We start from the raw sequence: 24,979 nt of genomic DNA, 5'->3' as shown, positions 1-24,979 counted from the left end.
GGCCCAACCAACGAAGGATGTTCCATCGATGACCAGAAAGTTTCTCGCCGGTGTGGCGCTTGCCACCCTGATGATCACGCCCGCCATGGCCCAGGATGCCGATACGGTGCTGGCCACCGTGAATGGCAGCGACATCACGCTGGGCCATGTCATCGTGGCGCGGTCGCAACTGCCCGAGCAGTACCAGGCCCTGCCCGATGACGTGCTGCTTGACGCGATCCTGGAACAGCTTGTCCAGCAGGAGGTCGTCGCGTCCGCCGTTGCCGAGGACATGAGCCAGGCGATGCAGATCGGGCTTGAGAACGAACGCCGCGCCTATCTGGCCGCGATGGCGCTGGACGCGGTCGGCAATGCCGATGTGGCCGAGGAAGACGTGCAGGCCGAATACGACGCGCAATATGGCGACGCCGCGCCCGCGACCGAATACAACGCCTCGCATATCCTGGTCGAAACCGAGGAAGAGGCGCTGTCGCTGATCGAGGAACTCGAAGGCGGTGCCGATTTCGCCGAACTGGCGCAGCAGAATTCCACCGGCCCCTCGGGCCCCAATGGCGGTCAGCTTGGCTGGTTCAGCCCCGGCATGATGGTACCGAGCTTCGAGGAAGCCGTGTTCGAACTGGAGGTCGGCGAGATTTCCGCCCCGGTCGAGACGCAATTTGGCTGGCATGTCGTGAAGCTGAACGAAACCCGTGAACAGGACGCCCCTGCGCTTGACCAAGTGCGCGCCGACCTGGTCGAGGGCCTGCGCGTGGCGCGCGTCGATGCCTATATCGAGGATCTCTCCGAGAATGCCGAGATCGACCGCCCCGAGCTGGAGATCGACGCCGCGCTGATCCGTGATTCCGCGCTGATCGGCAACTGATCGTCACATATAGGGGGCCAATATGGCACAGTCGGACGATCTGGCGGCTGAGAACGCCAAGCTGAAAAAGCGCCTGCGGAAGCTGAAGAAAAAGCTGAAACAGGCGCGCAACACGGCCCCCGCCAAGACATCGGGACCAGCGGTATCGCCGCTGGCCCCCAGGGATGGCTTCCCGGTCATCCCGCCGCTTGACGGCTTGCGCCTGTCTTCCTTCGCGGCGGGCGTGAAATACAAGGACCGCCCGGATGTGATGCTGGCCGAACTGGCGCCGGGATCGGTGATCGCGGGGGTGTTCACCCGCTCCTCGACCCGCTCCGCGCCGGTGCTGGATTGCGAGGCCAAGCTGGCCGCGCTGGCATCCGTGCCGGACGAGGGCTTTGCCATCATCGTCAACGCGGGCAATTCCAACGCCTTCACCGGCCATGCGGGCCAGGCGACGGTCGATGCCGTCACGGGCGGGCTGGCGACGCTGATGGACCTGCCCAAGGGGCACGTGTTCTCCGCCTCGACCGGGGTGATCGGCCAGCCGCTGGCGCCCGAGAAGATCACCGACGCGATGGCCGCGCTCAAGGACGGGTTGGCCCCCGATGGCTGGCCCGGTGCCGCGCGCGCGATCATGACGACGGATACGTTTGCCAAGGGGGCATGGGCCGAGGTCGATCTGGACGGCACACCCGTGCGCATCGGCGGCTTTGCCAAGGGCTCGGGCATGATCGCGCCGGATATGGCCACGATGCTGGCCTATATCTTCACCGACGCCGCGATTGCGCAGCCGGTCTTGCAGGACATGCTGCGCGCGGGCGTCAGGACCAGCTTCAACGCGGTCACGGTCGATAGCGATACCTCCACATCCGACACGGTGATGGTCGGTGCCACGGGGCGCGCGGGCAATGACCCGATCATCTCGGCCTCCGGCGATACCGGCGTGGCCTTCGCCGAGGCGCTGCATGGCGTCCTGAAAGACCTCGCCCTGCAGATCGTGCGCGATGGGGAAGGGGCGACGAAACTGGTCGAGGTGCGCGTGACCGGGGCCGCGCATGACGCGGATGCCGAGAAGGTCGCCCGCGCCATTGCCGACAGCCCGCTGGTCAAGACCGCCATTGCCGGTGAAGACCCGAACTGGGGCCGGATCGTCATGGCCGTTGGCAAATCGGGTGCCGCGGCTGACCGCGACCTGCTGAATATCCGCTTCGGCAACATCCTGGTCGCGGAAAAGGGATGGGTCGCCGAAAGCTACACCGAGGAAGCGGGGGCGGAGTACATGCGCCGCGAGGAGCTTCTGATCGCGGTCGATATGGGCCTCGGTCACGGGCAAGCCACGGTCTGGACTTGTGACCTGACGCATCAATACATCACCATCAACGCGGATTACCGGTCGTGAAAACCATTCTGGTGTCGGCGGCGGCACTGATCGACCCCGATGGCCGCGTCCTGCTGGCGCAGCGGCCCGAGGGCAAATCCATGGCCGGCCTGTGGGAATTTCCGGGCGGCAAGGTCGAACCGGGTGAAACGCCCGAGGCCGCCTTGATCCGGGAACTGCACGAGGAACTGGGGATCGAGACCTGGGAAAGCTGCCTGGCGCCCCTGACCTTCGCCAGCCACAGCTACGAGGATTTCCACCTGCTGATGCCGCTCTTCGCCTGCCGCAAGTGGCAAGGCATCGTGACGGGCCGGGAGGGGCAGACCCTCGCATGGGCGCGTCCGAACCGCTTGCGCGACTACCCGATGCCGCCTGCCGACCTGCCGCTGATCCCGATCCTGCGCGACTGGCTGTAGAGGTTTTTCGAGGAATTTAACCCTTTCTTGGAGATTTTTCGGAAAACTCGTCTAACTATTTTCGCAAGCCAAAGAATTCGGGGGATTTCTACGTGCTCAAGACCATACTTCTCGGCTCATGCGTGTCCGTTCAGGGCATCTTTGTCCGCAAGCTGGCCAATGGCCATATCGTCGTGCGGGTTGGCGAACGCCAGTTTCAGGGCCGCCCGGTCGCGGCCTGAACAGCCCTAGACCCACCCACCAAGGTTCTCGTCGATCACCTGCGCCAGCGCGGCGATATGGGCGTCGTCATCATTGAGGCAGGGGATATAGGTGAAACCCTCGCCGCCCGCCTCGATGAAGGCATCGCGGATCTCCTCGTTGATCTCTTCCAGCGTCTCGATGCAATCGGCGGAAAACGCGGGCGCAATCACGGCGATGCGTTTCTTGCCCGCCTCGGCCAGCCGCGCGACCTCCTCGACCGTGTAGGGTTTCAGCCATTCCTCCGGCCCGAATTTCGACTGGAAACTGGTGACGATGCTGTTCTTGTCCCATCCCAGTTTCTCGCGCAGCAGCCGTGTTACCTTCTGGCATTGGCAGTGATAGGGATCGCCCTGCATCAGGTAGCGTTCCGGCATCCCGTGATACGAGGCGACCAGCACATCCGGGCGCGTCTCCATCCCCGCATAGGCACGCTCGACTGTACCCGCCAGCGCGTCGATATAGGCGGGGTGGTCGTAATAGGCGGGCAGGGTGCGCGCGGCGGGTTGCCACGCCTCCGCCATCAACGCGCGAAAGAACTGGTCATTCGCCGTGGCCGAGGTCGCGCCCGCATATTGCGGATAGAGGGGCACAAAAAGGATGCGGTCACAGCCCGCCGCGACCATCGCGCGGACCTTCGAGTCCGTCGACGGGTTGCCATAGCGCATGCAGAAATCGACCATCACCTTGTCGCCATGGCGGGCCTGCATCACCTCGGCCAACTTCGCGGTCTGATCCCTTGTGATCGTCATCAGCGGGCTTTCGCCCTTGTCGTGGTTCCAGATCGACTTGTAGGCCGCGCCCGAGGTGAAGGGCCGCTTCGACAGGATGATCAGCTGCAACAGCGGCTGCCATTTCCATTTCGGATAGTCGATGACGCGCTGATCCGAGAGGAACTCGTTCAGGTAGCGGCGCATCGGCCAGTAGCTGTAATGGTCCGGCGTGCCGAGATTGGCCAGAAGGATGCCGATCTTGCCGAACTTGACGGGCGGATGATCGGCGGGGGCGTGGGGCAGGGCTGTCATGTGTCGTCTTTCCTCGGCGGGACGGGCTTCGCGGCCTCGTTGAATTCGGTGGTCTCAAGCGCCTCGGCCAGACGGGCGGCGGCCGATCCGGGGCGCAACGGCTTCTGCTGGCTGTCATGCGGCGCCCATCCGGTCAGGAAGACCAGCTCGAACCTGGCCTTGATGCGGCCCTCGCCCGTGCCATGATTGTCGGCATAGATCTGCGCCGCACGGGGGAAGAAGGCACGCGGCGGTATCGCCCGGTGGCGCGCGGTCAGGGCATTGGTCTCGCCCATGTCGCGCAGGTCGCGAATGAGGTGAAACATCGTCTGGTAACTCACGTCGCGCGGCAGCCGGTCGGCCACGGGCAGCGACAGACCGGCACGACCGAGCAGCCCGCCAAGATCGCGGATCTCGCCCATCGGGGCGACGCGGGGCGAGAGGCCGCCCATCACCTCGGCCTCGGCCTGCGCCAGCGACAGGCGCAGCTCCTGCAAGCTGTCACCGCCGAGCATGACGCCGATGAACAACCCGTCAGGTTGCAGCGCCCGGCGGCATTGCACGATCTGGCCCACCGGGTCGTCGGCCCAATGCAGCCCCATCGTGTGGATAACCAGGTCATGCGCGCCGGGGTCGAGATCCAGCACCGCTGCATCCGGCACCACGCGCGCATCTGGCAGAAAATCCGCCCACGTATCGCAAAAAGGTGTCACGATGGCGGGATGTGTAAACGATCTGTTAACGTCGAGCAGTCTTTCCTGAAGTTCAAGGCGCGCCTCGTCATGCAGGAACCCGGCCCGGTCCAGCCGCGCGCGGGTGCGCTGGCGGGTCAGGGCGGCCTGGTCCACGAAGGAGGGGCGGTCTTTGGCGGGATCGTCTTGCATCGCGCTGCAACCTAGGGGGACGCAATGAAAATGCAAACGGCTGTTGATGCGATTTATCCGCCGGATTGCATTTCCTGCGGTGCGGCGGTCGAAACCGGCTTTGGCCTCTGCGCCACCTGTTGGGCCGATACCCCCTTTGTCACCGGGGCCGCCTGCGATGCCTGCGGCACCCCCTTGCCCGGCACCGACCCCGAGGAGGGGTTGCGTTGCGACGATTGCATGACCATCGCGCGCCCCTGGTCCAGGGGACGCGCGGTTATGGTTTACGCGGGCAACGGGCGCAGGCTGGTGCTGGCGCTGAAGCACGGCGACCGGGCGGATGTCGCGCGCGCCGCCGGTCCCTGGCTCGCCCGTGCCGCGGCCCCCCTCATCACCGAGGATACCGTGATCGTGCCGGTGCCGCTGCATTGGTGGCGTCTCTTTCGGCGGCGCTTCAATCAGTCTGCGCTGCTGGCGCAGGCGCTGGCCAACCAGACGCAGGGCTTCTTTGCGCCCGACGCGCTGAAACGGGTGCGCGCCACCGGCAGCCAGGATGGCAGGGACCGTGAGGCCCGCTTTGCCAATATCCGCGACGCGATCCAGCCCAACCCCAGGCGGGCGCATATCCTGGCCGGGCGCAATGTGCTGCTGGTCGATGACGTGATGACCTCGGGCGCGACCTTCGCCGCCGCGACGCAGGCCGCCTTTGACGCGGGCGCGGAAAACGTTGACGTGATAGCACTGGCGCGCGTGGCCAAGGATGCCTAATTAGGACCCATTGTAAGACAGGACCGGGACCGACCTCACATGCCATCCGTTGAAATCTATACCTCGCCGCTTTGCGGATATTGCCACGCCGCCAAGCGTCTTCTGACCGACAAGGGCGTCAGCTTCGCCGAGTATGACGTGGCCCGCACGCCCGACAAGCGGCAGGAGATGCTCGCCCGCGCCAATGGCCGCCACACCGTGCCGCAAATCTTCGTCGGCGACTCGCATGTCGGCGGCTATGACGACCTCGCCGCGCTGGACCGCGCCGGCAAGCTGGACCCGATGTTGCAGGCGTGACCTGATGCGCGCCGCGATCCTGCAAATGACCTCCTCCGACCGGCCCGAGGAGAACCTGGCCACGGTGCTTGCCGCCATGACCAATGCCCGCGCGGCGGGGGCGGATATGCTGCTGACGCCCGAAGTGACAAACTGCCTCTCGACCAGCCGCAGCCACCAGCGCGAGGTGCTGCACCTGCAAGACGATGACCCGACGCTTGCCGCGCTCAGGCAGGCGGCGGCGGATCGGGGGCTGTGGCTGCTGATCGGGTCGCTGGCGTTGAAGACCGAGGATGCGGACGGGCGCTTTGCCAACCGGTCCTTCGTCATTTCCGACACCGGCGAGATCAAAGCCTGGTATGACAAGATCCACATGTTCGACGTCAACGTGGATGAGGGCGAGACCTACCGCGAGTCCGAAGGCTACCGCCCGGGTGATCGCGCCGTCATTGCCGACACACCCTTTGCCAAACTCGGCCTGACCGTCTGCTATGACATGCGGTTCGCCTATCTCTACCGCGACCTCGCGCAGGCCGGCGCGCAGATTCTGACCGCGCCTGCCGCGTTTTCCCCCGTCACCGGGGCGGCGCATTGGGAAAGCCTCCTGCGTGCCCGCGCCATCGAAACCGGATGCTTCGTCCTGGCCCCGGCTCAGACCGGCCAGCACAGCGCGCGGAAGGGCAAGGCGCGCGAAACCCATGGCCACAGCCTTGCCGTGGCCCCGTGGGGCGAAGTGCTGCTGGATGCGGGCAAGGAGCCCGGCCTGCACATCGTCGACCTGGACATGGGAGAGGTGGAGAAAGCGCGCGCGCGTGTCCCTTCCCTTACCCACGATCGCGGCTATAGTCTGGCCCCATGACAAACGCCGATGACCCGCTCGCGGTCGCCCTCTTCTCCGAGATGTTCATGGCCGATCAACTGGCCCGCGCGCGGCTGAGCAAGGCCCTGCCCAAGGGGATGGAGCTGAGCCATTTCTCGGTCCTGAACCATCTCGCGCGCAGCAGTGCCGAACGCAGTCCGGCGCAACTGGCGCAGGTGTTTCACGTCACCCGCGGCGCGATGAGCAATACGCTGGCCAAGCTGGAGCTTGCAGGCCATGTCCATATCCGCCCCGACTGGGACGATGCCCGGCGCAAATTCGTCGCGATCAGCCCCTCGGGCCGGTCCGCGCGCGATGCCGCCTTGCAATCCATTGCCCCGATCCTCAGCCGCGTGGTGCAGGAGATCGGCGCCGACCGTGTTCGTTCGGCCCTGCCGGTGATCCGCGAATTGCGGCGTGAGCTTGAGGCCGCGAACGAGGGTTGAGCCCTACCGCTTCACCGACGCCGTCACGTAATTCACGCTCAGATCCCGGTCCGAGACCCGCCAGCTCCACGCGATCGGGTTGAAGACGAAGCCCTTGCGGTCCACCGGGTCCAGCCCCGCCCCCTCGATCAGCTTGAACAACTCCTCGGGCGTGATGAATTTCTGCCAGTCATGCGTGCCCTTGGGCAGCCAGCGCATGACATATTCCGCCCCGACAATGGCCATGGCAAAGCTCTTGGCGTTGCGGTTGATGGTCGAGCAGATCATCAGCCCGCCGGGTTTCAGAAGCTGGCGACAGGCGGTCAGATAGGCCAGCGGGTCGGCCACATGCTCTACCACTTCCATGTTCAGCACCACGTCGAACTGCTCGCCTGCCTCGGCCATGGCTTCGGCGGTGGTGTGGCGATAGTCGATCTCCAGCCCCGATTGCTCGGCATGGACCTGCGCCACCGGAATATTGCGCGCGGCCGCGTCGGCCCCCACCACGCGCGCCCCAAGCCGCGCCATCGGTTCCGACAAGAGCCCGCCGCCGCAGCCGATATCGAGGATGCGCAGCCCCGCAAACGGGGCCTCGCCGGTCAGGTCGCGCCCGTATTCGGCGGCGATCTGCGCCGTGATGTAATCCAGTCGCACCGGGTTCATCATGTGCAGCGGCGCAAACTTGCCTTTCGGATCCCACCATTCGGCGGCCATCGCCTCGAATTTGGCGATCTCGGCGTCATCCACGGTATTGGTGGCGCTGTTCATGGACATTCCTCCGGCGTCTTGGCACTGTGACGGGCATGGGCCTGCCGTCACAAGGTCTATATAGGATCGTCATGGACAAATTCTCCGGCCAAAAGCGCGCAGGCGCCTATCTGTTTCCGCCGACGGAGCCGTTTGACGCCCGGATGCTGGACGTGGGCGACGGCCACCAGATCTATGTCGAGCAATGCGGCAACCCCGAAGGCGCACCGGTCGTGATCTTGCATGGCGGCCCCGGCGGCGGGTGCAGCCCCGCGATGCGGCGCTATTTCGACCCCGCCCAGTGGCGCGTGATCCTGTTCGATCAGCGCGGCTGCGGACGCTCGCGCCCCCATGCCGAGATCGAGAACAACACCACCTGGCACCTGGTTGCCGATATCGAGCGTATTCGCGCCGCGTTGGACATCGAAAAATGGGCCGTCTTCGGCGGCTCCTGGGGCGCCACCCTGTCGCTGATCTATGCCGAGACGCATCCGGGCGCGGTCGCCTTCCTTGCCCTGCGCGGCGTCTTCCTGTCGATGCAGCGCGAGCTTGACTGGTTCTATGGCGGCGGGGCGGGGCATTTCTGGCCCGAACAATGGCAGCGCTTCAAATCGCTGGTCCCCGAGGCCGAGCATGGCGACCTGATCGCGGCCTATAACCGGCGGCTCTTTTCCGGTGACAAGATGCTCGAGGCCCGGTTCGCCCGCGCCTGGGCCGCCTGGGAAAACGCGCTGGCCTCGGTCTCCAGCGATGGCCGCGCGGGTGAGGCCCCGGCAGATTACGCCCGCGCCTTCGCCCGGTTGGAGAACCATTATTTCACCAACAAGGGCTTCGTCGAGGAAGGCCAGATCCTGCGTGACCTGCCCCGCATCGCCCATATCCCCGGCGTCATCGTGCAGGGCCGCTACGACATGATCTGCCCGCCGCGCTCGGCCTATGAGCTGTCGCAGGGCTGGACCGCGGGCAAACTGCACATCGTTCGCGCGGCGGGCCACGCCCTGTCCGAACCCGGCATCAGCGCCGAACTGGTCCGCGTGATGAAGGATGTGGGCGCCGCGCGGGGGCGGTACGGGATCTGATCGCTCCGTGCCGGATGCTATCACCCCAACTGCACCACCGCCGCCTCGAAATCCTCGGCGCTGATCACGGCGGTGTGGTGGCCATTGCCGGTTGTGTCGTCCATGCGCCAGATACTGCCGGGGCCGATCTCACGCGCTTCGCCGTCGCTGGCGGTGACGCGCACCGCACCGGCGAGGCAGAGCAGCGTCTGTGACCGCGGAGTCGGGTGGATCGGCTCATCCCACCCCGCGTTCAGCCGCAGGAACACCAGCCCGGTAGCGGGCAGAAGCGCCGAGATATGGATGTCGCGGGCGGGCGGGGCAAAGCTGCGTTCTTGTAACTTGACCTCTTCATCGCGCCAGTGGCTTTCGCCGTTTGCATCCGCATAGAGATGATTGATCTTCATGGCGCGCCCTCCCGCTGTCCGGTCGCGCATGGTTGCATGGGGCGGGGGTATGGCCAAGGAAATCTTCGCTAATCGGACACCCCCGGCGTCACGTCCCGGATCGGGAACCGCACGCCATCCTCGGTCGCCATCACCAGCCGCTCACCGTTCAGCACGTAGAGATCGCAGCGCGAGAACCCGTTGGCAAAGTCGATGCAGACCGTGCTGTCATCATTCACCTTGTATTGCCCCTGGGCCGTGCCGCCGCCATTGGCATAGGTGTAGCTGTAGCTCTCATCCTCGAAGAACCGTGCCTCGCCGCCGTCATGGAAAGTGATCGTGTTGCCCCGCAGCCGGTCCGAAAGCTCCACCTCCGAGAACAGCACATCGCCCGCGCGCATGAACCATTCCTGCGCGACTGCAGGGCTGGCGAGGAGGAGGAAGAGGACAAGGGCAAGGCGCATGAACCGACCCTAGCGCGGATTGTCCGGCCCGCGGGACACGATCGCGCGAGTCCCGTCAGGCCACCATCTGCTCGGCCTTCTTCAGGTCCACCGAGACCAGTTGAGAAACCCCCTGCTCGGCCATCGTGACCCCGAACAACCGGTCCATCCGGCTCATCGTGACCGCGTGATGCGTGATGATCAGGAACCGCGTGTCGGTCTGGCGGGTCATCTCGTCCAGAAGGTCGCAGAACCGGGTCACGTTGGCGTCGTCCAGCGGCGCGTCGACCTCGTCCAGCACGCAGATCGGCGCGGGGTTGGCCAGGAAGACGGCGAAGATCAGCGCCAGCGCGGTCAGGGTCTGTTCGCCGCCCGACAGAAGCGACAGCGTCGAGAGCTTCTTGCCCGGCGGCTGGCACATGATCTCCAGCCCCGCCTCCAGCGGATCGTCGCTTTCGACCAGAACCAGCTTGGCCTCGCCGCCGCCGAAGAGATGGGCGAAGAGCATCCCGAAATTGCGGTTCACCTCGTCGAAGGCGGCAAGCAGGCGCTCCCGCCCCTCGCGGTTCAGGCTGGCAATGCCGCCGCGCAGCTTGCGGATGGCCTCCTCCAGGTCCTCCTTCTCGGTCTTCAGAGTGTCATGTTCCTCGCTGACCTCGCGGGCGTCCTCCTCGGCGCGCAGGTTCACCGCCCCAAGCGCGTCGCGCTGGCGGCGCAGGCGGGTGACATCGGCCTCGATCGCCTCGGCGGAGGGCATCCTGGCGGGATCGGCATCCAGGGTGTCCAAGAGCGCCTGGGGCGTCGTCTCCAGCTCCTCCTCGATGCGGGTCGCGGCGGCTTGCAGCACCTCTTGCGCCCCGTCGCGCCTGGCCTCGGCACGCGCGCGGTATTCGCGGGCCAGCGAGGCCTCCTTTTCGGCCTCCCGCTCCACGGCCACGGCCCCGCGCAGGGCGGTTTCGCCCGCCGCAAGCGCGTCACCGGCGGCCTTTCGGCGGGTCTCGGCCTCGTCGATGGCGGCTTGCAGCTTGTCCTTGCGGGCGGCGATTTCCTCGGGCGCGGCCTGGGCGCGGGCCAGCTCCTCCTCGGACTCGGCGCGGCGCGTTTCCAACTCCTCTATCCGGGTCGTGGCCGTGTCCAGCCGCTTGCGCCAGGTTGCCAATTCCTGCGCGATCTGGGCCTGGCGCTTGTCGCGGGCCTCGCCTGCGCGCTTGACCTCCTCATGCGCGGCGCGCGCCGACAGCAGCGCGCTGCGCGCCGTCTCGACGGTTGCCTTTGACGCCTCGACCCGTGCCCGAGCATCGTCGAGGCTGTCCAACTCGGCCTGCGCGCGACGGGCCTCCTCCAGCGTTTCGCGGGCGGCTTCGGCCTCGTCGCCATGGCGCGCGGCGGCGGCGCGCAGGGTTTCCAGCCGTCCGGCCAGGATATTGCGGTCGGCCTCGGCTCGGGAAAACGCGCGGCTGGCCTCGGCCATCTGCTGATCGGCGGCGCGGCGGGCGGCGCGCGCCTGCTTGTCGGCCTCCGTCAACTCGGCCAGACGCGCGGCATTGGCCGAATGGGTGGCGCGGGCGCGGTCGGCGGCCAGTTCCGCGCGTTCAAGCTCTGCCGCCAGTTCATTCAGCTGGTTGGCCTGCTGCAACCGCCGCGCAGCGGTCGAGGAGCCATCGGCGGCAGCCAGCGCATAGCCATCCCACCGGTAGAGATCGCCCGCCCGGTTCACCAGCCGCTGACCCGGCAGAAGCTGCGCCTGCAACCCCGGCCCGTCGCCATTCTGGATCACGCCCACCTGCCGCAACCGCCGCGCCAGCGCGGGCGGCGCATCGACATAATCCGACAACGACGGCACCCCGGCGGGCAGGGCTTGCGGCATCTCGTATTGCTTCAGCGTGGTCCAGCCCGTCGCACCGGCCTCATCCGTTTCGGGGGCTTTCAGATCGTCGGCCAACGCGGCACCGACGGCGGCCTCGTATCCCGGCGCGACGCGCACCCGGTCGAGCAGTTGATTGCCCTGACCGGCCTCGCGTTCCAAGAGCTTCGACAGCGCCCGCACCTCGGCATCGAGCGTGTTGAACTCGCCCTCCGCCTCGGCCCGCGCGGTGCGCGCCTCGCCCTCTCGGGCCTGCGCGGCGGCGCGGGCGGATTCGGTCTCGGTCAGGGTGTCCTCGGCACGGGCGGCCAGGTCGGTGGCCTCAGAGAGCGCGGTTTCCGCCGCCGCGTGATCCTGCGCCAGCGTGGCCAGCCGGGTTTCCGCCGCCTCGGCCTCGGCCAGCGCCTTCTGCGCCTCGCCCGCGTGACGCTCCGCCGCGCGGCTGGTTTCATCGACGGCGCGCTGCGCGGACTGGTGGCGCGCGGCAAGCCGCGCGGCATCCTCGGTCAGGCGTGAATGCACCGCCTCTTCATCGGTCATCGAGATCGTGGCGGCGCGCACCGCCTCCTCGGCCTCGGTCAGCGCCGCGCCATGGCCCTCGCCCGCGGCGCGTGAGGCCTCGGCCTCGGCCTCCAGCGTCTCGATAGTGCCACCGGCATCGGTGTTGAGGCTGGTCTCGCGCGTCAGGTCACGGGTCAGTTGGGCGATGCGGGCCGTCAGCGTCTCGATAGCCTTGCGCGCGCGGACCTCCTCGGCGCTGACGCTGTCGCGTTCGACCGTGACACGCTGCAACAGCGCCGCGGCAATCGCTTCCTCCTCGCGCAGGGGCGGCACGGCGGTTTCGGCGTCTTCGCGCGCCCGTGTCGCCGCGGTGGCGGATCCTTCGGCCCTGACGGCGGCGGTCAACGCCTCGCGCAGCGCGGCCTCGGCCTGGGCCCGCGCCTCGTCAGCCTCCTTCCAGCGGCGATAAAGGAGCAGCCCCTCCGCCTGCCGCAACTCTCCCCCGATTTCACGATAGCGCGCCGCCTGACGCGCCTGCCTTGCCAGCTGCGCCAGTTGACCGGCCAGTTGGTCCAGAACGTCATCGACGCGGGCCAGGTTGGTCTCGGCCCCCTTCAGCTTCAACTCGGCCTCGTGGCGCCGCTGGTAGAGGCCGGAAATCCCGGCGGCTTCCTCAAGGATCCGCCGCCGCGCTTTGGGCTTGGAGTTGATCAGCTCCGAGATCTGCCCCTGCCGCACCAGCGCGGGCGAATGCGCGCCGGTGGAGGCATCGGCGAACAACATCTGCACATCGCGGGCCCGCACGTCGCGCCCGTTGGTCTTGAAGGCCGAGCCCGCGTCGCGGGTAATCCGCCGGATCACGTCCAGCGTGTCCGATTCGTTGAAACTGGCCGGGGCGAGACGTTCGGTGTTGTCGATGGTCAGCGCGACCTCGGCGAAATTGCGCGCAGGGCGGGACGACGCGCCGGCAAAGATCACGTCCTCCATGCCTGCGCCGCGCATCGCGGTGGGGCGGTTTTCGCCCATCACCCAACGCAGCGCCTCCAGCAGGTTGGACTTGCCACAGCCATTGGGCCCGACCACGCCGGTCAGACCATCGGCGATGATCAGATCGGTCGGATCGACAAAGCTCTTGAAGCCATTCAGCCTGAGACGTGAAAACCGCACGCGCTGCCCTGTTGTTCTTGGGGTCGTTGGGGCCACTTTCTGGCAGGGCGGCGCAGGCTGTCAACGGCTTTGCCCCGCATATGGCGGTAAATCGCCGGGTTATCCACAATATATAGGGGCTAACAGGCCAGATCGGCCCGCATCACCGCCTGGTCGCCGCGCAATGTATCCTCGATCACCGTGCAGCCGCTGGCCTGTTCCATCGCGGCCAGGGCGTTCGGATAGACCTCACCGATGGTGGGAAACGCCATGGTGTTCAGGCGGATCGCCTCGGCCCTGTTGCCGCGCACGCGGACGGTGAAGGAGGTGTTGTCGATCGAGACCTGCGTTGCCTCTGCGCCCATCATCGCGGGGGCGGGCGAATCGCAGGCGGCCAGAAGGAGGGGGAGGAGCAGGAGACGTTTCATGGCCCTTACGCTGACGCGGGCAGGGTTAAGGCGGGGTTAATGCGACCGATGCAATCGCGCCACTGGGGCGGGGGCCACGCGCATGGCCCGGTGTTGAAGCGGGCCTTTCGCACGGCTATATTGGCCCCATCCCGGCGCCGGGGATTGTGACAGGCGCGCAATGTAGGAGGACGACGTCCTGACTGGACCAGTTCAAGCGGCCGCTTCCCCGGCTGCATCCGGCGCGCAAGTGCTGCGCCAAACCCGAGACCTGACCAGCGACACGCTGCTGGAGCAGGTGATAGACTCCCTCACCCAGGACAAGGCGGAAGAGGTCGTGCAGATCGACCTGCGCGGCAAGACCCAGATGGCCGATCACATGGTCATCGCGTCGGGCCGGTCATCGCGTCAGGTCACGGCGATGGCGGAAAAGCTGACCGACCGGCTCAAGCAGGTCTTCGGTCTCTCCGCGCGTGTCGAGGGGCGCGATACCGGCGATTGGGTGCTGATCGATGCGGGCGACGTGATCGTCCATATCTTCCGCCCCGAGGTACGCGAGTTCTATCAGCTTGAAAAGATGTGGTTGCCCGCCGGGCAGGCCTGACACTTTTCATGCGGGTGCATCTTTGCGTTGTGGGTCGCCTGCGCGGCGGCCCCGAGAATGATCTTGTCTCGGACTACCTGACACGGTTCGACCGCACCGGGCGGGCGCTTGGCCTGGGCCCGGCCCGCGTGGTGGAGGTCGAGGACAAGAAGGGCGGCGGCAAGGGGGCAGAGGCGGCGCTGTTGCGCAAGGCCGTGCCCGACGGCGCGCTGATCTGTGCGCTGGATGAACGCGGGACGGCCATGACTTCACCCGACTTCGCGGGGCTTCTGGCCGACAAGCGCGACCAGGGGCGTGGCGACATCGCGTTCGTAATCGGCGGCGCGGACGGGCTCGACCCCGGCCTGGTTGACCAGGCCGACCTCACGCTCTCCCTTGGGGCGATGGTCTGGCCGCATATGCTGGCGCGCGTGATGCTGGCCGAGCAGCTCTACCGCGCGGCGTCCATTCTGGCGGGCAGCCCCTATCACCGGGCGTGAGAGCCTTCGAAGGGGGACTATATACTTAACTAGCCAATAAGACCTTGCGCCGGTTGGCTAGTTAGGTTACACAGGCTTCATAAGGAGCCTGACCCATGACGCAGCCGAAGCCCGACACTCTCTCTACCTTCGAGTTCTTCGCCAAGTTCCCCGACGAGGAAGCAGCGCGTAAGTTCTTCGAAGCGAAGCGTTGGAGCAATGAGCCGGTTTGCGGACACTGCGGTTCGGTCAATGTTGCCGAGTGCAAAGACCACAAGCCCATGCCTTACCGCTGCAAGGATTGCCGGAAGCATTTCAGCGTCCGCACCGGCACGGTTCTGGCTGAAAGCCGCCTTCCCCTGCAAAAGTGGTTGCTGGCGATTTTCATGCTCACCAGCGCGCGCAAGGGTATTCCTAGCACCCAGATGGCCCGCGAGTTGGGCGTGACCCAGAAAACCGCATGGTTTCTGGCGCAGCGAATCCGCGAGACTTGGCTGAAAGATCGCAATGACGACATGGACGGGCAGGTCCAAGTTGATGAAACCTATGTTGGTGGCAAGGCTGCTAACCGCCACGCGAACCAAAAGGACGGCAAGCGCGGCATGTCGGGTAAGGTCGCGGTGATGGGGATGCGCGATCAGGAGGGCCGTGTCGTCGCACACCCCGTGAAGAGCACGAAGCGCGCAACGGTTCATGGGTTTGTCGTCAACAATGTCATGCCGGGAAGCACGGTTGTGACTGACCAGTTCCCCGCCTACCTTGGCCTTGAAACGATGGGCTATCGCCACGTTCGCATCAACCACTCGGCAGGTGAGTTCGTCAAGGACATGGCGCACACCAACGGTATTGAGAGCTTCTGGTCGCTTCTCAAGCGCGGCTACGTTGGCATCTACCACTACATGAGCGTGAAGCATCTGCATCGCTACGTGAAGGAATACCAATTCCGCCACAACACGGCACAGATCGGAACGCTGGACTTCATCGGAATGACAATCGAGCGAATGGCCGACAAGCGGCTGACATACAAGGGGCTGATAAATGGCTAGAAAACCTGACAAGATCGAACCGATTGAGACTGACTTTGATAGTCTCGTCGAGACAGTCGTAGAGGCGCATAAATCACCGTCTACAGATGGTCCAATCCCTAAAGCTATCGCTGACGGGTTCCTTGAGATCGGCGATAAGAGCTTGCCCTGCGCCGTCTTGGATGACGTTCACAATACTCGCGTTCTCACACAAGAGGGTTTTCTTACCTCGATTGGTCGGGCTGGAAAGGCAAAGGGGGGCGAAGGATCGACGGTCGACGGGATGCCCCCATTCCTCCGGGCGAAGAACCTTATTCCCTTTATTGACAGCAACTTAGTTCGGTCGACAGAACCGATAGTTTACGAGACCATGAGGGGGCAACGAGCGTTTGGCTATCGTGCAACGCTTTTGCCTTCAGTGTGCTGGGTCTATCAAGATGCTCTTCTTTCCGAAAAGCTATTGCCTAGCCAAGAGCATATCGCGAAGGCCTGCACCAAACTCCTTAGAGGACTAACGGATCGTGCGATCAATGACATGGTCGACGAGGCAACGGGGTTCCGCAGCCTGCAACGCCGTAAAGTGTTGGAAGAAGTTCTTCGGGAATACGTGGCCCCCGAGGCTCTTCCTTGGGCGCTTACGTTCGACGATGAACTCTACATGAACATTTTCCGATTGAACGGATGGGAATTTACCGAGAGTTCAATCAAAAAACGACCCGGCGTTGTAGGCAGGTGGACGAACGACTTTTATGAACGCCTCGCTCCTGGGGTGTTGGCCGAAATCCAGCGGACAGTGCCGCGCGACACCAAGGGTAGGCCGAAAGTTCGCTATCACCAGATGTTAACGGAGCATGTAGGCCACCCAAAACTCCGAGAGTTCTTGGAGGGCGTTAAAGCCTTGATGAGAATTTCGCCGGATTGGGAGACGTTCCAAGGACACTTGAGCCGCGCATACCCTCACTATGACGAGCAACTACAACTCACTTTCTTGGATAAGCTGCGCATCACTGGATAACCAAATCGGCTGGTATAGTTGCCAGCCGATCCTCCCGTGCGGCTAGTTAAGTATATAGGCCCCCTTCGAAGGCTCTCATGAGCGATTTCGAAATCGCTCCTCCGGCTCGCGTCGATGCAGCTTTCCGCCGTCAATCCGACCGCTCACCTTGCGTCGTATCGGCCCCGCCCCTAAAACCGCGGGAGCAACTTGAACAAGGCCGCTTCCATGACCGTTCCCAAGCCTGTCGTCCTGTGCATTCTCGATGGGTGGGGCCTGGCCGAGCCCGGCCCCGGCAACGCGCCCTATCTCGCCGATACGCCCAATTTCGACCGGCTGATGACGACCTGCCCCAATGCTACGCTGGTCACCTTCGGCCCCGATGCCGGGTTGCCGCGCGGCCAGATGGGCAATTCCGAGGTCGGCCATACCAATATCGGCGCGGGCCGCGTCGTGGCGATGGACCTGGGCCAGATCGACCTGGCGATCGAGGAGGGCAGTTTTGCCACCCGCCCCGCGCTGGCGACTTTTGCCTCCAAGATGAAGGCCGCGGGCGGCGTGGCGCATCTGACCGGGCTGGTCTCGGCGGGCGGCGTTCACAGCCATGAGGCGCATCTGCTGGAAACCGCCCGCGTGCTGGTGGGGCAGGGTATCCCCGTCCTGATCCACGCCATCACCGACGGGCGTGACGTCGGCCCGCGCTCGGCCCTCGCCACCCTGCCGGCCTTCGAGGCGCAATTGCCCGAAGGCGCGCGGATCGGGTCCGTGGTGGGGCGCTATTTCGCCATGGACCGCGACAACCGATGGGACCGGGTGCAGAAAGCCGCCGATCTGATCCTGACTGGAAAAGGCGAAGAAGCGAGCACCGCCGAGGAGGCGCTCAAGGCCGCCTATGCGCGCGAGGAGGGGGATGAGTTCGTCAGCCCCACCCGCCTTGCCGCCTACACCGCACCGAAAGACGGCGACGGGCTGCTCTTCGTCAATTTTCGCGCCGACCGCGCGCGCGAGATCCTCTCGGCCCTCGCGGACCCCGAGTTTGACGAGTTCGACACCTCCGCCCGTCCCGATTGGGCCGCGACCTGCGGCATGGTCGGCTACTCGGACCGGCATGACACCTTCCTGGACGTGGTCTTCCCCAAGCAGGAGATCGTCAACACGCTGGCCGAATGGGTCGCGGCCAAGGGGCTGACGCAGTTCCACCTGGCCGAGACCGAGAAATACCCGCATGTCACCTTCTTCCTCAACGGCGGCAAGGAAGCGCCCGTCGAGGGCGAGGATCGCTACATGCCGAAATCGCCCAAGGTCGCGACCTATGACCTGCAACCCGAGATGTCCGCGCCGGAGGTGACCGCAAAGCTCAAAGAGGCCATCGAAGCGCGTTATGACCTGATCGTGGTCAATTATGCCAACCCCGACATGGTCGGCCATACCGGCGTGATCGAGGCCGCCGCGCGCGCCTGCGAAGCGGTGGATGAGGGTCTTGGCCAGGCGATGGCGGCGCTGGAGAAGGTGGGCGGCGCGATGATCGTCACCGCCGATCACGGCAATTGCGACATGATGATCGACCCCGAGACCGGCGGCCCGCACACGGCGCATACGCTGAACCCGGTGCCGGTGATCCTTTTCGGCGGGCCGGATGGCGCGACGATGCGGGACGGGCGGTTGGCCGACCTGGCCCCGACGCTGTTGCAGTTGATGGGGCTGGACAAACCGGCGGAAATGACGGGCGAAAGCCTGATCGCATGACGTGGCGGCTCCTCCCTGCGGTCCTCGCCCTTGTCGCGTGGCCCCTCGCGGTGGTCGCGCAGGACGACCCCGCACTGACCGCACAGCGCGCGTCGGCGATGCTGGAACGCGCGGCCCTCGGCATGGCCGAGGCCGAGGAGGCGCGCGACCGGGTCGAGGCGCTGACCGAAACCATCCGCGCCTATGAGGAAGGGCTGGCCGCGCTCCGCGAAGGCATGCGCCGCGCCGCGATCCGCGAGCAGTCGATCGAGATCGTCTTCGAGGCCGAACAGGACCGCCTCGGGCGCCTCCTGGGCGTGTTGCAATCCATGCAATCCGCCCCCGCGCCGCTTCTGATGATCCACCCCTCCGGCCCCGTGGGCACCGCGCGCTCGGGCATGATCCTGTCCGATGTCACCCCCGCCGTTGCCGCCGAGGCCACCGCCCTGCGCGACCAGTTGCAGGAGCTGGCCGTCCTGCGCGCCCTGCAAGGCGAGGCCGAAGCGCAACTGGCCCGTGGCCTGACCGGCGTGCAGGAGGCGCGCGTTGCCCTCAGCCAGTCCATGGCCGAACGCCGCACCCTGCCGCCGCGCTTCACGCAAGACGCGCAGGCGCTGCAAGACCTGCTTGGCGATGCCGAGACGCTGGACAGCTTCGCCATCGCCCTGCGCAGTGTCGACCTGGTCGGCGGAGCGATGCCCGACATGCCCGCCTTCAGCGCTGCCGAGGGCAGCCTGCCGATGCCCGTGCGGGGCCGCGTCCTGCGTGGCTTCAACACGGCGGACGCGGCGGGGATCACCCGGCCCGGCCTGATTCTCGCGACCGAACCGCGCGCCATCGTCACCGCGCCCTGGGCCATGACCGTGCGCTATGCCGGGCCGCTGTTGAATTACGGCAACGTCGCCATCCTGGAGCCGGAGGGCGACTACATGCTGATTCTGGCAGGCATGGGGCAGCTTTACGTGCGCGCGGGCGACCTGTTGACGGCGGGCGCGCCGGTGGGCTTGATGGGCGGCACCGCCCCTGACCGCGAAGAATTGATCACCCCGGAGGCGCTATCGTCTGGTGAAGACCTGTCAGAAACGCTTTATATGGAACTAAGAGAGGCCGCAGAGCCGGTGGACCCGACGCCGTGGTTCGCATCCACAGATCAGTGAGGATAACGACGCTATGAAACGATTTCTTTTCGCGGCCCTTGGCGGCACCGCTGCCGGGATACTCCTGACCACCCAGGTGGCCGGACCGCTGATCGCGCAGGAAAACGCGCGCAACACTACCGTCTACGAACAGCTCGACCTGTTCGGCGATGTGTTCGAACGCATCCGCACCTATTATGTCGAGGATGTCGACGAGGCGGAATTGATCGAGGCCGCGATCAACGGGATGCTGACCTCGCTCGATCCGCATTCCTCCTACCTGCCGCCGCAGGACTACGATTCGATGCAGGAACAGACCCGCGGCGAATTCGGCGGCCTCGGCATCGAGGTCACGCAGGAGGAGGGGTTCGTCAAGGTCATCACGCCGATGGACGGCACCCCCGCCGACGAGGCGGGCGTAGAGGCGGGCGATTTCATCACCCATGTCGACGGCACCAGCCTGCTTGGCCTGACGCTCAGCGAGGCGGTCGAACTGATGCGCGGCGAAATCGGTTCCGAGATCGTGATCACCGTGGTGCGCGAGGGCGAAGATGAGCCCTTCGACATCACCATCGTGCGCGACGTGATCCGCATGACTGCCGTGCGTCACCGGCTGGAGGGCAACACCGCCGTCCTGCGCGTCGCCACCTTCTCGGAGCAGACCTATACCAACCTGCGCGACGGGCTGGAGCAGATGATCGAGGAAGTCGGCGGGATCGAGAATCTCGAAGGCGTCGTCCTCGACCTGCGCAACAACCCCGGCGGGCTGCTGACCCAGGCGATCCGTGTCGCCGATGCGTTCATGGAACAGGGCGAGATCGTCTCGACCCGTGGCCGCGACCCCGCCGATGGCGAACGCTACAACGCCACGCCGGGCGACCTGATCGACGGGCTGCCGCTGGTGGTGCTGATCAATGGCGGCTCGGCCTCGGCCTCCGAGATCGTGGCCGGCGCGCTGCAGGATCACAGCCGCGCCGTGGTCGTCGGCACCAACAGCTTCGGCAAGGGCTCGGTCCAGTCGGTGATGCCGGTGCAGGGCGACGGGGCGATGCGCCTGACGACCTCGCTCTACTACACGCCCTCGGGCCGGTCGATCCAGGCGCTTGGCGTGTCGCCCGACATCCTGGTCGAACAGCGCGATATCGGCGAGATCGAGACCAATGGGCGCCCGCAGCGCACCGAGGCCACCTTGCGCGGGGCGCTCTCCAACTCGACCCTGACCGATGACGAGCGGGAGCAACTGGAACAGGAACAGGCCGAGGCGCAGGCCGCGCTTGAGCTGCGCGCCGAGGACTACCAGTTGGCCTATGCCATCGACATCCTGCACGGGCTGAACGCGCTGCGCCCGCGCTGAGGTGGTTGAAAAGCTCTACCGTCCCTGTGTCGGCGTGGTTCTGATGAACCGCGCCGGCAAGCTTTTCGCCGGTCAGCGCGCCGATATGGACATTCCCGCCTGGCAGATGCCGCAAGGCGGGGTGGACGAGGGCGAAGACGCGCGAAACGCCGCCCTGCGTGAATTGCACGAGGAAACCGGGATAGGGCCGGATCAGGTGACGGTGCTGGCCGAGACCACGGACTGGCTGCCCTATGACTTCCCGGCGGAGGTCGCGGGCAAGCGGTGGGGCGGCAAGTATCACGGGCAAAAGCAGAAATGGTTCCTGGTGCGCCTTGAGGCCGAGGACGATGTCATCGACCTCGCCTACAAGGACGTGGAGTTCTCGGACTGGCGCTGGATGGAGCCCGCCGATCTGCTGGAGGCCATCGTCGCGTTCAAACGCCCGATCTACACGCGGGTGCTGGAGGAATTCGGACTCGGCTGACGGGCAGCGCCGGGTCTGCTATTCTGCGCCCATCCGTCAAGGAGGCCCCGCCCCGCATGATCCGTTCCCTCACATCCGCCCTTCTGTGCCTGACGCTGCCGACCCAGGCCCTCGCCCTATCCTGCGCGCCCTGGAACGCGGTCAGCACCTACCGTGCGGCGGCCGAGGCCGAGGAGCGGTATGTCATCGCCCTGGGCAGTTTCTTCCGCACCGGCCCCGACCAGGTCACGGAACAGAACGCGGCCGGATCCGATCCCTACAGCTATACCGCCTATTTCGCGGGCGACATGGCCTCGCGCGTCGGCTTTCGCACCCCGATCGAGTTTCCCGTTCAGGTCAATGTCACTTGTGTCGCCAGCTGGTGTGGCACCCCGCCGGGCGACGGCGAGACCGTGCTGGCCTTCATGCAGGTCGATGACAACCGCGACTACAGCCTGCAAATCGGCGCCTGCCCGTTCTGGGCCGTCACCTATCCCGATCAGGCCGATCTGGACCAGATCACCACCTGCATGCGGTCGGGCTGTTAGAGCCTTCGCAGCAGTTCCGGCGTTGGCCAGGCATCGGCGGGCATCCCCAACCGCTCCTGTTCGGCCCTGACAGCGGCCCGTGTGCGTGCCCCCAGGATACCGTCGATCCCGCCGACGTCATGGCCAAGCTGCGTCAGCCGCGTCTGCAAGGCGCGCATCTGGTTGCCATCCAGCCCCGGATCGGGATTGCCTGCGTTATAGACCGGCGCGCCCTCCAGCCGCGTGGCGAAATAGGCGGCTGTGGTGACGTACACGAAGCTCTGGTTCCATTCGAACAGGACCGAGTAATTCGGATAGGCCATGAAGGCGGGGCCGTTGCGCCCCTGTGGCAACAGGATCGAGGCGCGCAGGTTCGTCGCGGGCAAGGCCCCGTTGCGCCCCCGCACCCCCATGCTCTGCCACTCTGACACCCGGCGCGCCGTCTCCAACCCGGTTTCGGACCAATTGAAATTGGCGGGCATATCCACCTCGACCAGCCAGGGCTGGTTCGGCTGCCAGCCCAACTCGCTCAGCAGGTTGGCGCCGGACAGCAGCGCATCGGGCGCCGAGTTCTGAAGATCCACCTGCCCGTCGCCATCGCCATCGACGCCGCGTTCCAGGATATCCTCGGGCAGCATCTGCACCATGCCAATCTCGCCGGCCCATGCGCCCGTGGTGCGGCGCGGGTCCAGGTTTCCGTTCTCATAGAGGCGAAGGGCCGCAAAGACCTGCGGGCGGAACAGCTCGGGCCTGCGGCAATCATGCGCCAGCGTGACCAGCGAATTGACCGTGTTGTAATCGCCCTGGAAGGCCCCGAAATCGGTCTCGAACGCCCAGAAGGCCAGCAGTACGCCGCGGCTGACGCCATATTCCCGCTCCATCCGGTCAAAGACGTTGCGATAGCGTTCCGCATTGCGGCGGCCATTATCCATGCGGTTCTGGCTGATCAGGCGGCGCGAGAACTCCACGAAGGGCGTGGCGAAGATGCCCTGCCGCCGGTCGGCCTGCAACGTCGCCTGATCCTGCTGCACGCCGCTGAAGAAGGCGTCGATGGCCTGCGCCGAATGGCCCCGTTGCGCCGCCTCCTGCCGCAATCCGTCGACAAAGCCGGAGAAACTGCCGCCGCATTGCTGTGCGTTGGCTGTGGTGGTCAGGGCAAGGCTGAAAAGCGCGGCAGAGATCAATCGCATGGGTCAAATCCTCAGGGTGTGAATCGCGGATCAGAGTAGCAGGCGGTCAGAACAGCACAACCACCCCCGTGAGGCCCAGGATCACCCACCAGACCCGCCACAACACGGCAATGGCCGCCTCGATCTCGGCGACCCCGATCTCGCGCTCACCGCCCGCGTTCACGAACGGAAACTCCCGCATCTCGCCGTGGTAGCTGCGCGGACCGGACAGCGCCACGTCCAGCACCCCGGCCATGGCCGCCTCGGGCCATCCGGCATTGGGCGAGCGATGCAGCCGCGCATCCTGAAGCGTCACGTCGACCGCGCGCGCCGACCAGAAGGCCAGCGCGATCAGCCCCGCCGTCAGCCGCGCGGGGATGTAGTTCAGCACATCGTCCAGCCTTGCCGCCGCCCAACCGAAGGCCTCATGCCGGGGCGTGCGATAGCCGATCATGCTGTCGGCGGTGTTGACGAGCTTGTAGATCAGGATCCCCGGCAGGCCCGCGACGAGAAACCAGAAGGCGGGCGCGACCACGCCATCGCCGAAGTTTTCCGCCGCGCTCTCGATTGCCGCCCGCGCCACGCCCGATTCGTCCAGCGCCGAGGTATCGCGCCCCACGATCATCGTCACCGCCCGCCGTCCAGGGTTCACGCCATAACGCAAGCCGTCGGCCACGGCCCGCACATGCGTTACCAGCGAGCGCTGCGCCAGGAGGATCGCCGCCAGCAGCATCGACCAGAGCCAGCCAAGCGGCAGCGCCGCGATCAGCCAGCCCGCCAGTCCCGCAGCCAGCACCAGCGCGGCCAGCACCAGCGCACCCCGCGCCCGCGTCCCGTCATTGAACCTGGTGTCACACCAGCCAATCAGCCGCCCCATCAGAACCGCCGGATGTGGCACACGCGACCAGAGCCATTTCGGCTCGCCCATCACCCCATCGAGCAGCAGTGCCGCGATCAGCAGCGCGGCGCTCATGTCAGCGCGCTTTCCAGGCGGGTCCAATCGCCGGGGCCGGGCAGCCCAAGCCGCAGATACGTCTCTGAATAAGGGAAAATGCGGCTCCAGATATGGGCGCGGGCGAGGCGCACCTGCCAGGCGACCGCGCTCTCGACATCATAAAGCCGGAACAGATCGGTGCCCCCGATCACCCGTGCCCCGGCCCGCGTCATCAGCCCGTCGAGCCGCAGCGCATCCCCCGCCAGCCGCGCCCGCGTCGCCTCGGCCCACGCGGTATCGCGCAAAGCCGCGGCGCCCGTGGCCAAGGCAGGCCCCGACACCGCCCATGGCCCGATCATCTCGGAAAGCCGCGCAATCGTCTCGGGCGCCGCAATCGCAAAGCCAAGCCGCAGCCCCGCCAGCCCCCAGAACTTGCCGAAGCTCTTCAGCACGACCACACCGGGCCGCGCCGCCAGATGCACGAGGCTCGCCCCCGGCATCACGTCGCAGAAACTCTCGTCGATCACCGTCAGGGGATTGTCGCCAAGATCGCCCTCATCCCAGACCCGCCCATCGGGGTTGTTGGGATGCACGATGACCCGCGCGCCGCCGGTGCCCTCGCTCCAGCCCGCCGCGCGAAAGGCGGCGAGATGCTCGTTATAGGTGGGTGCGGTGATCTCGACCTTGCCCGGTGCCATCAGTGACGGAATCCGCGCGATCAGGGCCGAGGCACCGGGGGCGGCAAGCACCTCCGCCCCGGCAGGCACGCGCCAGAAGTCCCTTGCGGCCGCGTTCAATCCATTGAACGCGGCCGCATCGGGCAGCGCGGTCCAGGCATCCTCAGGCAGGCCAGGGACCGGATAGGCCACCGGGTTGATCCCCGTCGACAGGTCCAGCCAGTTGGCCCGGACGCCGCCATAGGCCGCCACTGCCGCATCGATCCCGCCGCCATGATCGCGTGTCATTGTCATCGGCCCCCTGTC

Annotated in this window: 27 protein-coding genes; 17 read left to right on the top strand and 10 right to left on the bottom strand. The window is 66.0% G+C overall.

Features of this window, described 5'->3' with window-relative positions; all coding sequences use genetic code 11:
• The first annotated feature begins 28 nt into the window (after positions 1-28).
• The 3 genes from AC13C7_RS16675 to mutT are packed head-to-tail and all read left to right on the top strand — an operon-like array spanning position 29 to position 2,638.
• The gene (locus tag AC13C7_RS16675) at positions 29-862 is read left to right on the top strand and encodes a peptidylprolyl isomerase (RefSeq protein ID WP_482868136.1); all 834 of its coding nucleotides are present in this window, start codon (positions 29-31) and stop codon (positions 860-862) included.
• Between the two features lie 22 nt (positions 863-884).
• Entirely contained in the window at positions 885-2,243 is a 1,359-nt protein-coding gene (gene argJ / locus AC13C7_RS16670; protein ID WP_482868135.1) for a bifunctional glutamate N-acetyltransferase/amino-acid acetyltransferase ArgJ, read from the top strand.
• Entirely contained in the window at positions 2,240-2,638 is a 399-nt protein-coding gene (gene mutT / locus AC13C7_RS16665; protein WP_172318453.1) for an 8-oxo-dGTP diphosphatase MutT, read from the top strand. The genes argJ and mutT overlap by 4 nt, the downstream gene beginning before the upstream one ends.
• Positions 2,639-2,865: 227 nt before the next feature.
• Here the strand turns inward: mutT and hemH are convergent, their stop codons facing one another.
• Together hemH and AC13C7_RS16655 are read right to left on the bottom strand one after the other, a co-directional pair.
• The gene (hemH, locus tag AC13C7_RS16660) at positions 2,866-3,903 is read right to left on the bottom strand and encodes a ferrochelatase (protein WP_482868134.1); all 1,038 of its coding nucleotides are present in this window, start codon (positions 3,901-3,903) and stop codon (positions 2,866-2,868) included.
• Positions 3,900-4,766, bottom strand: a complete 867-nt coding sequence (locus tag AC13C7_RS16655) for a methyltransferase domain-containing protein (protein ID WP_172318457.1) — start codon at positions 4,764-4,766, stop codon at positions 3,900-3,902. The genes hemH and AC13C7_RS16655 overlap by 4 nt, the downstream gene beginning before the upstream one ends.
• A 24-nt stretch (positions 4,767-4,790) precedes the next feature.
• Here AC13C7_RS16655 and AC13C7_RS16650 point away from each other — a divergent pair, with 24 nt between their 5' ends.
• The 4 genes from AC13C7_RS16650 to AC13C7_RS16635 are packed head-to-tail and all read left to right on the top strand — an operon-like array spanning position 4,791 to position 7,094.
• Positions 4,791-5,513 carry a ComF family protein gene (locus AC13C7_RS16650; protein ID WP_172318459.1) on the top strand — a complete coding sequence of 241 codons (723 nt, stop codon included), beginning with the start codon at positions 4,791-4,793 and terminating at the stop codon, positions 5,511-5,513.
• Between the two features lie 39 nt (positions 5,514-5,552).
• Positions 5,553-5,810, top strand: coding sequence for a glutaredoxin 3 (grxC, locus tag AC13C7_RS16645; protein WP_172318461.1), 258 nt, complete (start codon positions 5,553-5,555; stop codon positions 5,808-5,810).
• 4 nt (positions 5,811-5,814) lie between these two features.
• A complete protein-coding gene (locus AC13C7_RS16640; protein WP_172318463.1) occupies positions 5,815-6,648 on the top strand; it encodes a carbon-nitrogen hydrolase family protein in 834 nt (277 codons plus the stop codon).
• A complete protein-coding gene (locus AC13C7_RS16635; RefSeq protein ID WP_172318465.1) occupies positions 6,645-7,094 on the top strand; it encodes a MarR family winged helix-turn-helix transcriptional regulator in 450 nt (149 codons plus the stop codon). The genes AC13C7_RS16640 and AC13C7_RS16635 overlap by 4 nt, the downstream gene beginning before the upstream one ends.
• Positions 7,095-7,097: 3 nt before the next feature.
• On the opposite strand, the gene ubiG is transcribed toward AC13C7_RS16635, so the two are convergent.
• A complete protein-coding gene (gene ubiG, locus AC13C7_RS16630) occupies positions 7,098-7,841 on the bottom strand; it encodes a bifunctional 2-polyprenyl-6-hydroxyphenol methylase/3-demethylubiquinol 3-O-methyltransferase UbiG (protein ID WP_482868133.1) in 744 nt (247 codons plus the stop codon).
• Positions 7,842-7,912: 71 nt separating this feature from the next.
• On the opposite strand from ubiG, the gene pip reads away from it, so the two are divergent.
• Positions 7,913-8,899, top strand: coding sequence for a prolyl aminopeptidase (gene pip, locus AC13C7_RS16625; protein ID WP_482868132.1), 987 nt, complete (start codon positions 7,913-7,915; stop codon positions 8,897-8,899).
• A gap of 20 nt (positions 8,900-8,919) precedes the next feature.
• Here pip and AC13C7_RS16620 read toward each other — a convergent pair whose 3' ends face one another.
• The 4 genes from AC13C7_RS16620 to AC13C7_RS16605 all read right to left on the bottom strand — a co-directional run bounded on the left by AC13C7_RS16620 (position 8,920) and on the right by AC13C7_RS16605 (position 13,646).
• Positions 8,920-9,285, bottom strand: a complete 366-nt coding sequence (locus AC13C7_RS16620; protein WP_482868131.1) for a cupin domain-containing protein — start codon at positions 9,283-9,285, stop codon at positions 8,920-8,922.
• A 68-nt stretch (positions 9,286-9,353) separates the two neighbouring features.
• Positions 9,354-9,728: a hypothetical protein gene (locus AC13C7_RS16615; RefSeq protein WP_446119330.1), complete on the bottom strand. Its 375-nt coding sequence runs from the start codon at positions 9,726-9,728 to the stop codon at positions 9,354-9,356.
• A 55-nt stretch (positions 9,729-9,783) separates the two neighbouring features.
• The gene (smc, locus tag AC13C7_RS16610) at positions 9,784-13,239 is read right to left on the bottom strand and encodes a chromosome segregation protein SMC (RefSeq protein WP_482868130.1); all 3,456 of its coding nucleotides are present in this window, start codon (positions 13,237-13,239) and stop codon (positions 9,784-9,786) included.
• 119 nt (positions 13,240-13,358) lie between these two features.
• Positions 13,359-13,646, bottom strand: coding sequence for a hypothetical protein (locus AC13C7_RS16605; protein WP_172318479.1), 288 nt, complete (start codon positions 13,644-13,646; stop codon positions 13,359-13,361).
• A gap of 232 nt (positions 13,647-13,878) precedes the next feature.
• On the opposite strand from AC13C7_RS16605, the gene rsfS reads away from it, so the two are divergent.
• The 9 genes from rsfS to AC13C7_RS16560 all read left to right on the top strand — a co-directional run bounded on the left by rsfS (position 13,879) and on the right by AC13C7_RS16560 (position 21,914).
• Entirely contained in the window at positions 13,879-14,229 is a 351-nt protein-coding gene (gene rsfS, locus AC13C7_RS16600) for a ribosome silencing factor (RefSeq protein ID WP_474888348.1), read from the top strand.
• A gap of 8 nt (positions 14,230-14,237) precedes the next feature.
• On the top strand, positions 14,238-14,708 hold the full coding sequence (rlmH, locus tag AC13C7_RS16595; protein WP_482868129.1) for a 23S rRNA (pseudouridine(1915)-N(3))-methyltransferase RlmH: 471 nt from the start codon (positions 14,238-14,240) through the stop codon (positions 14,706-14,708).
• A gap of 95 nt (positions 14,709-14,803) precedes the next feature.
• Complete coding sequence (locus AC13C7_RS16590) at positions 14,804-15,733, top strand: IS1595 family transposase (RefSeq protein ID WP_482868128.1); 930 nt, start codon at positions 14,804-14,806, stop codon at positions 15,731-15,733.
• Positions 15,726-16,727: a P63C domain-containing protein gene (locus AC13C7_RS16585; RefSeq protein WP_482868127.1), complete on the top strand. Its 1,002-nt coding sequence runs from the start codon at positions 15,726-15,728 to the stop codon at positions 16,725-16,727. Before AC13C7_RS16590 ends, AC13C7_RS16585 begins: the two co-directional genes overlap by 8 nt.
• A 207-nt stretch (positions 16,728-16,934) precedes the next feature.
• Positions 16,935-18,452 carry a 2,3-bisphosphoglycerate-independent phosphoglycerate mutase gene (gene gpmI, locus AC13C7_RS16580; protein WP_482868126.1) on the top strand — a complete coding sequence of 506 codons (1,518 nt, stop codon included), beginning with the start codon at positions 16,935-16,937 and terminating at the stop codon, positions 18,450-18,452.
• Complete coding sequence (locus tag AC13C7_RS16575; RefSeq protein ID WP_172318487.1) at positions 18,449-19,588, top strand: murein hydrolase activator EnvC family protein; 1,140 nt, start codon at positions 18,449-18,451, stop codon at positions 19,586-19,588. The genes gpmI and AC13C7_RS16575 overlap by 4 nt, the downstream gene beginning before the upstream one ends.
• A 13-nt stretch (positions 19,589-19,601) precedes the next feature.
• On the top strand, positions 19,602-20,921 hold the full coding sequence (locus AC13C7_RS16570; protein WP_482868125.1) for a S41 family peptidase: 1,320 nt from the start codon (positions 19,602-19,604) through the stop codon (positions 20,919-20,921).
• Between the two features lies 1 nt (position 20,922).
• Complete coding sequence (locus AC13C7_RS16565; RefSeq protein WP_172318491.1) at positions 20,923-21,387, top strand: RNA pyrophosphohydrolase; 465 nt, start codon at positions 20,923-20,925, stop codon at positions 21,385-21,387.
• 56 nt (positions 21,388-21,443) lie between these two features.
• Positions 21,444-21,914 (top strand): hypothetical protein, encoded by a 471-nt coding sequence (locus AC13C7_RS16560; protein WP_172318493.1) that lies wholly within the window; start codon positions 21,444-21,446, stop codon positions 21,912-21,914.
• Here AC13C7_RS16560 and AC13C7_RS16555 read toward each other — a convergent pair.
• The 3 genes from AC13C7_RS16555 to AC13C7_RS16545 are packed head-to-tail and all read right to left on the bottom strand — an operon-like array spanning position 21,911 to position 24,967.
• Positions 21,911-23,083, bottom strand: coding sequence for a lytic murein transglycosylase (locus AC13C7_RS16555; RefSeq protein ID WP_172318495.1), 1,173 nt, complete (start codon positions 23,081-23,083; stop codon positions 21,911-21,913). The two genes, AC13C7_RS16560 and AC13C7_RS16555, sit on opposite strands and share 4 nt — an antisense overlap.
• A gap of 46 nt (positions 23,084-23,129) precedes the next feature.
• The gene (gene cbiB, locus AC13C7_RS16550; RefSeq protein WP_482868124.1) at positions 23,130-24,035 is read right to left on the bottom strand and encodes an adenosylcobinamide-phosphate synthase CbiB; all 906 of its coding nucleotides are present in this window, start codon (positions 24,033-24,035) and stop codon (positions 23,130-23,132) included.
• Entirely contained in the window at positions 24,032-24,967 is a 936-nt protein-coding gene (locus AC13C7_RS16545) for a threonine-phosphate decarboxylase (RefSeq protein ID WP_482868123.1), read from the bottom strand. The genes cbiB and AC13C7_RS16545 overlap by 4 nt, the downstream gene beginning before the upstream one ends.
• Between the last annotated feature and the right edge of the window lie 12 nt (positions 24,968-24,979).

It is taken from the genome of Alterinioella sp. B-7 (assembly GCF_056857775.1).
This window is presented reverse-complemented; position numbering and strand designations above follow the sequence as displayed.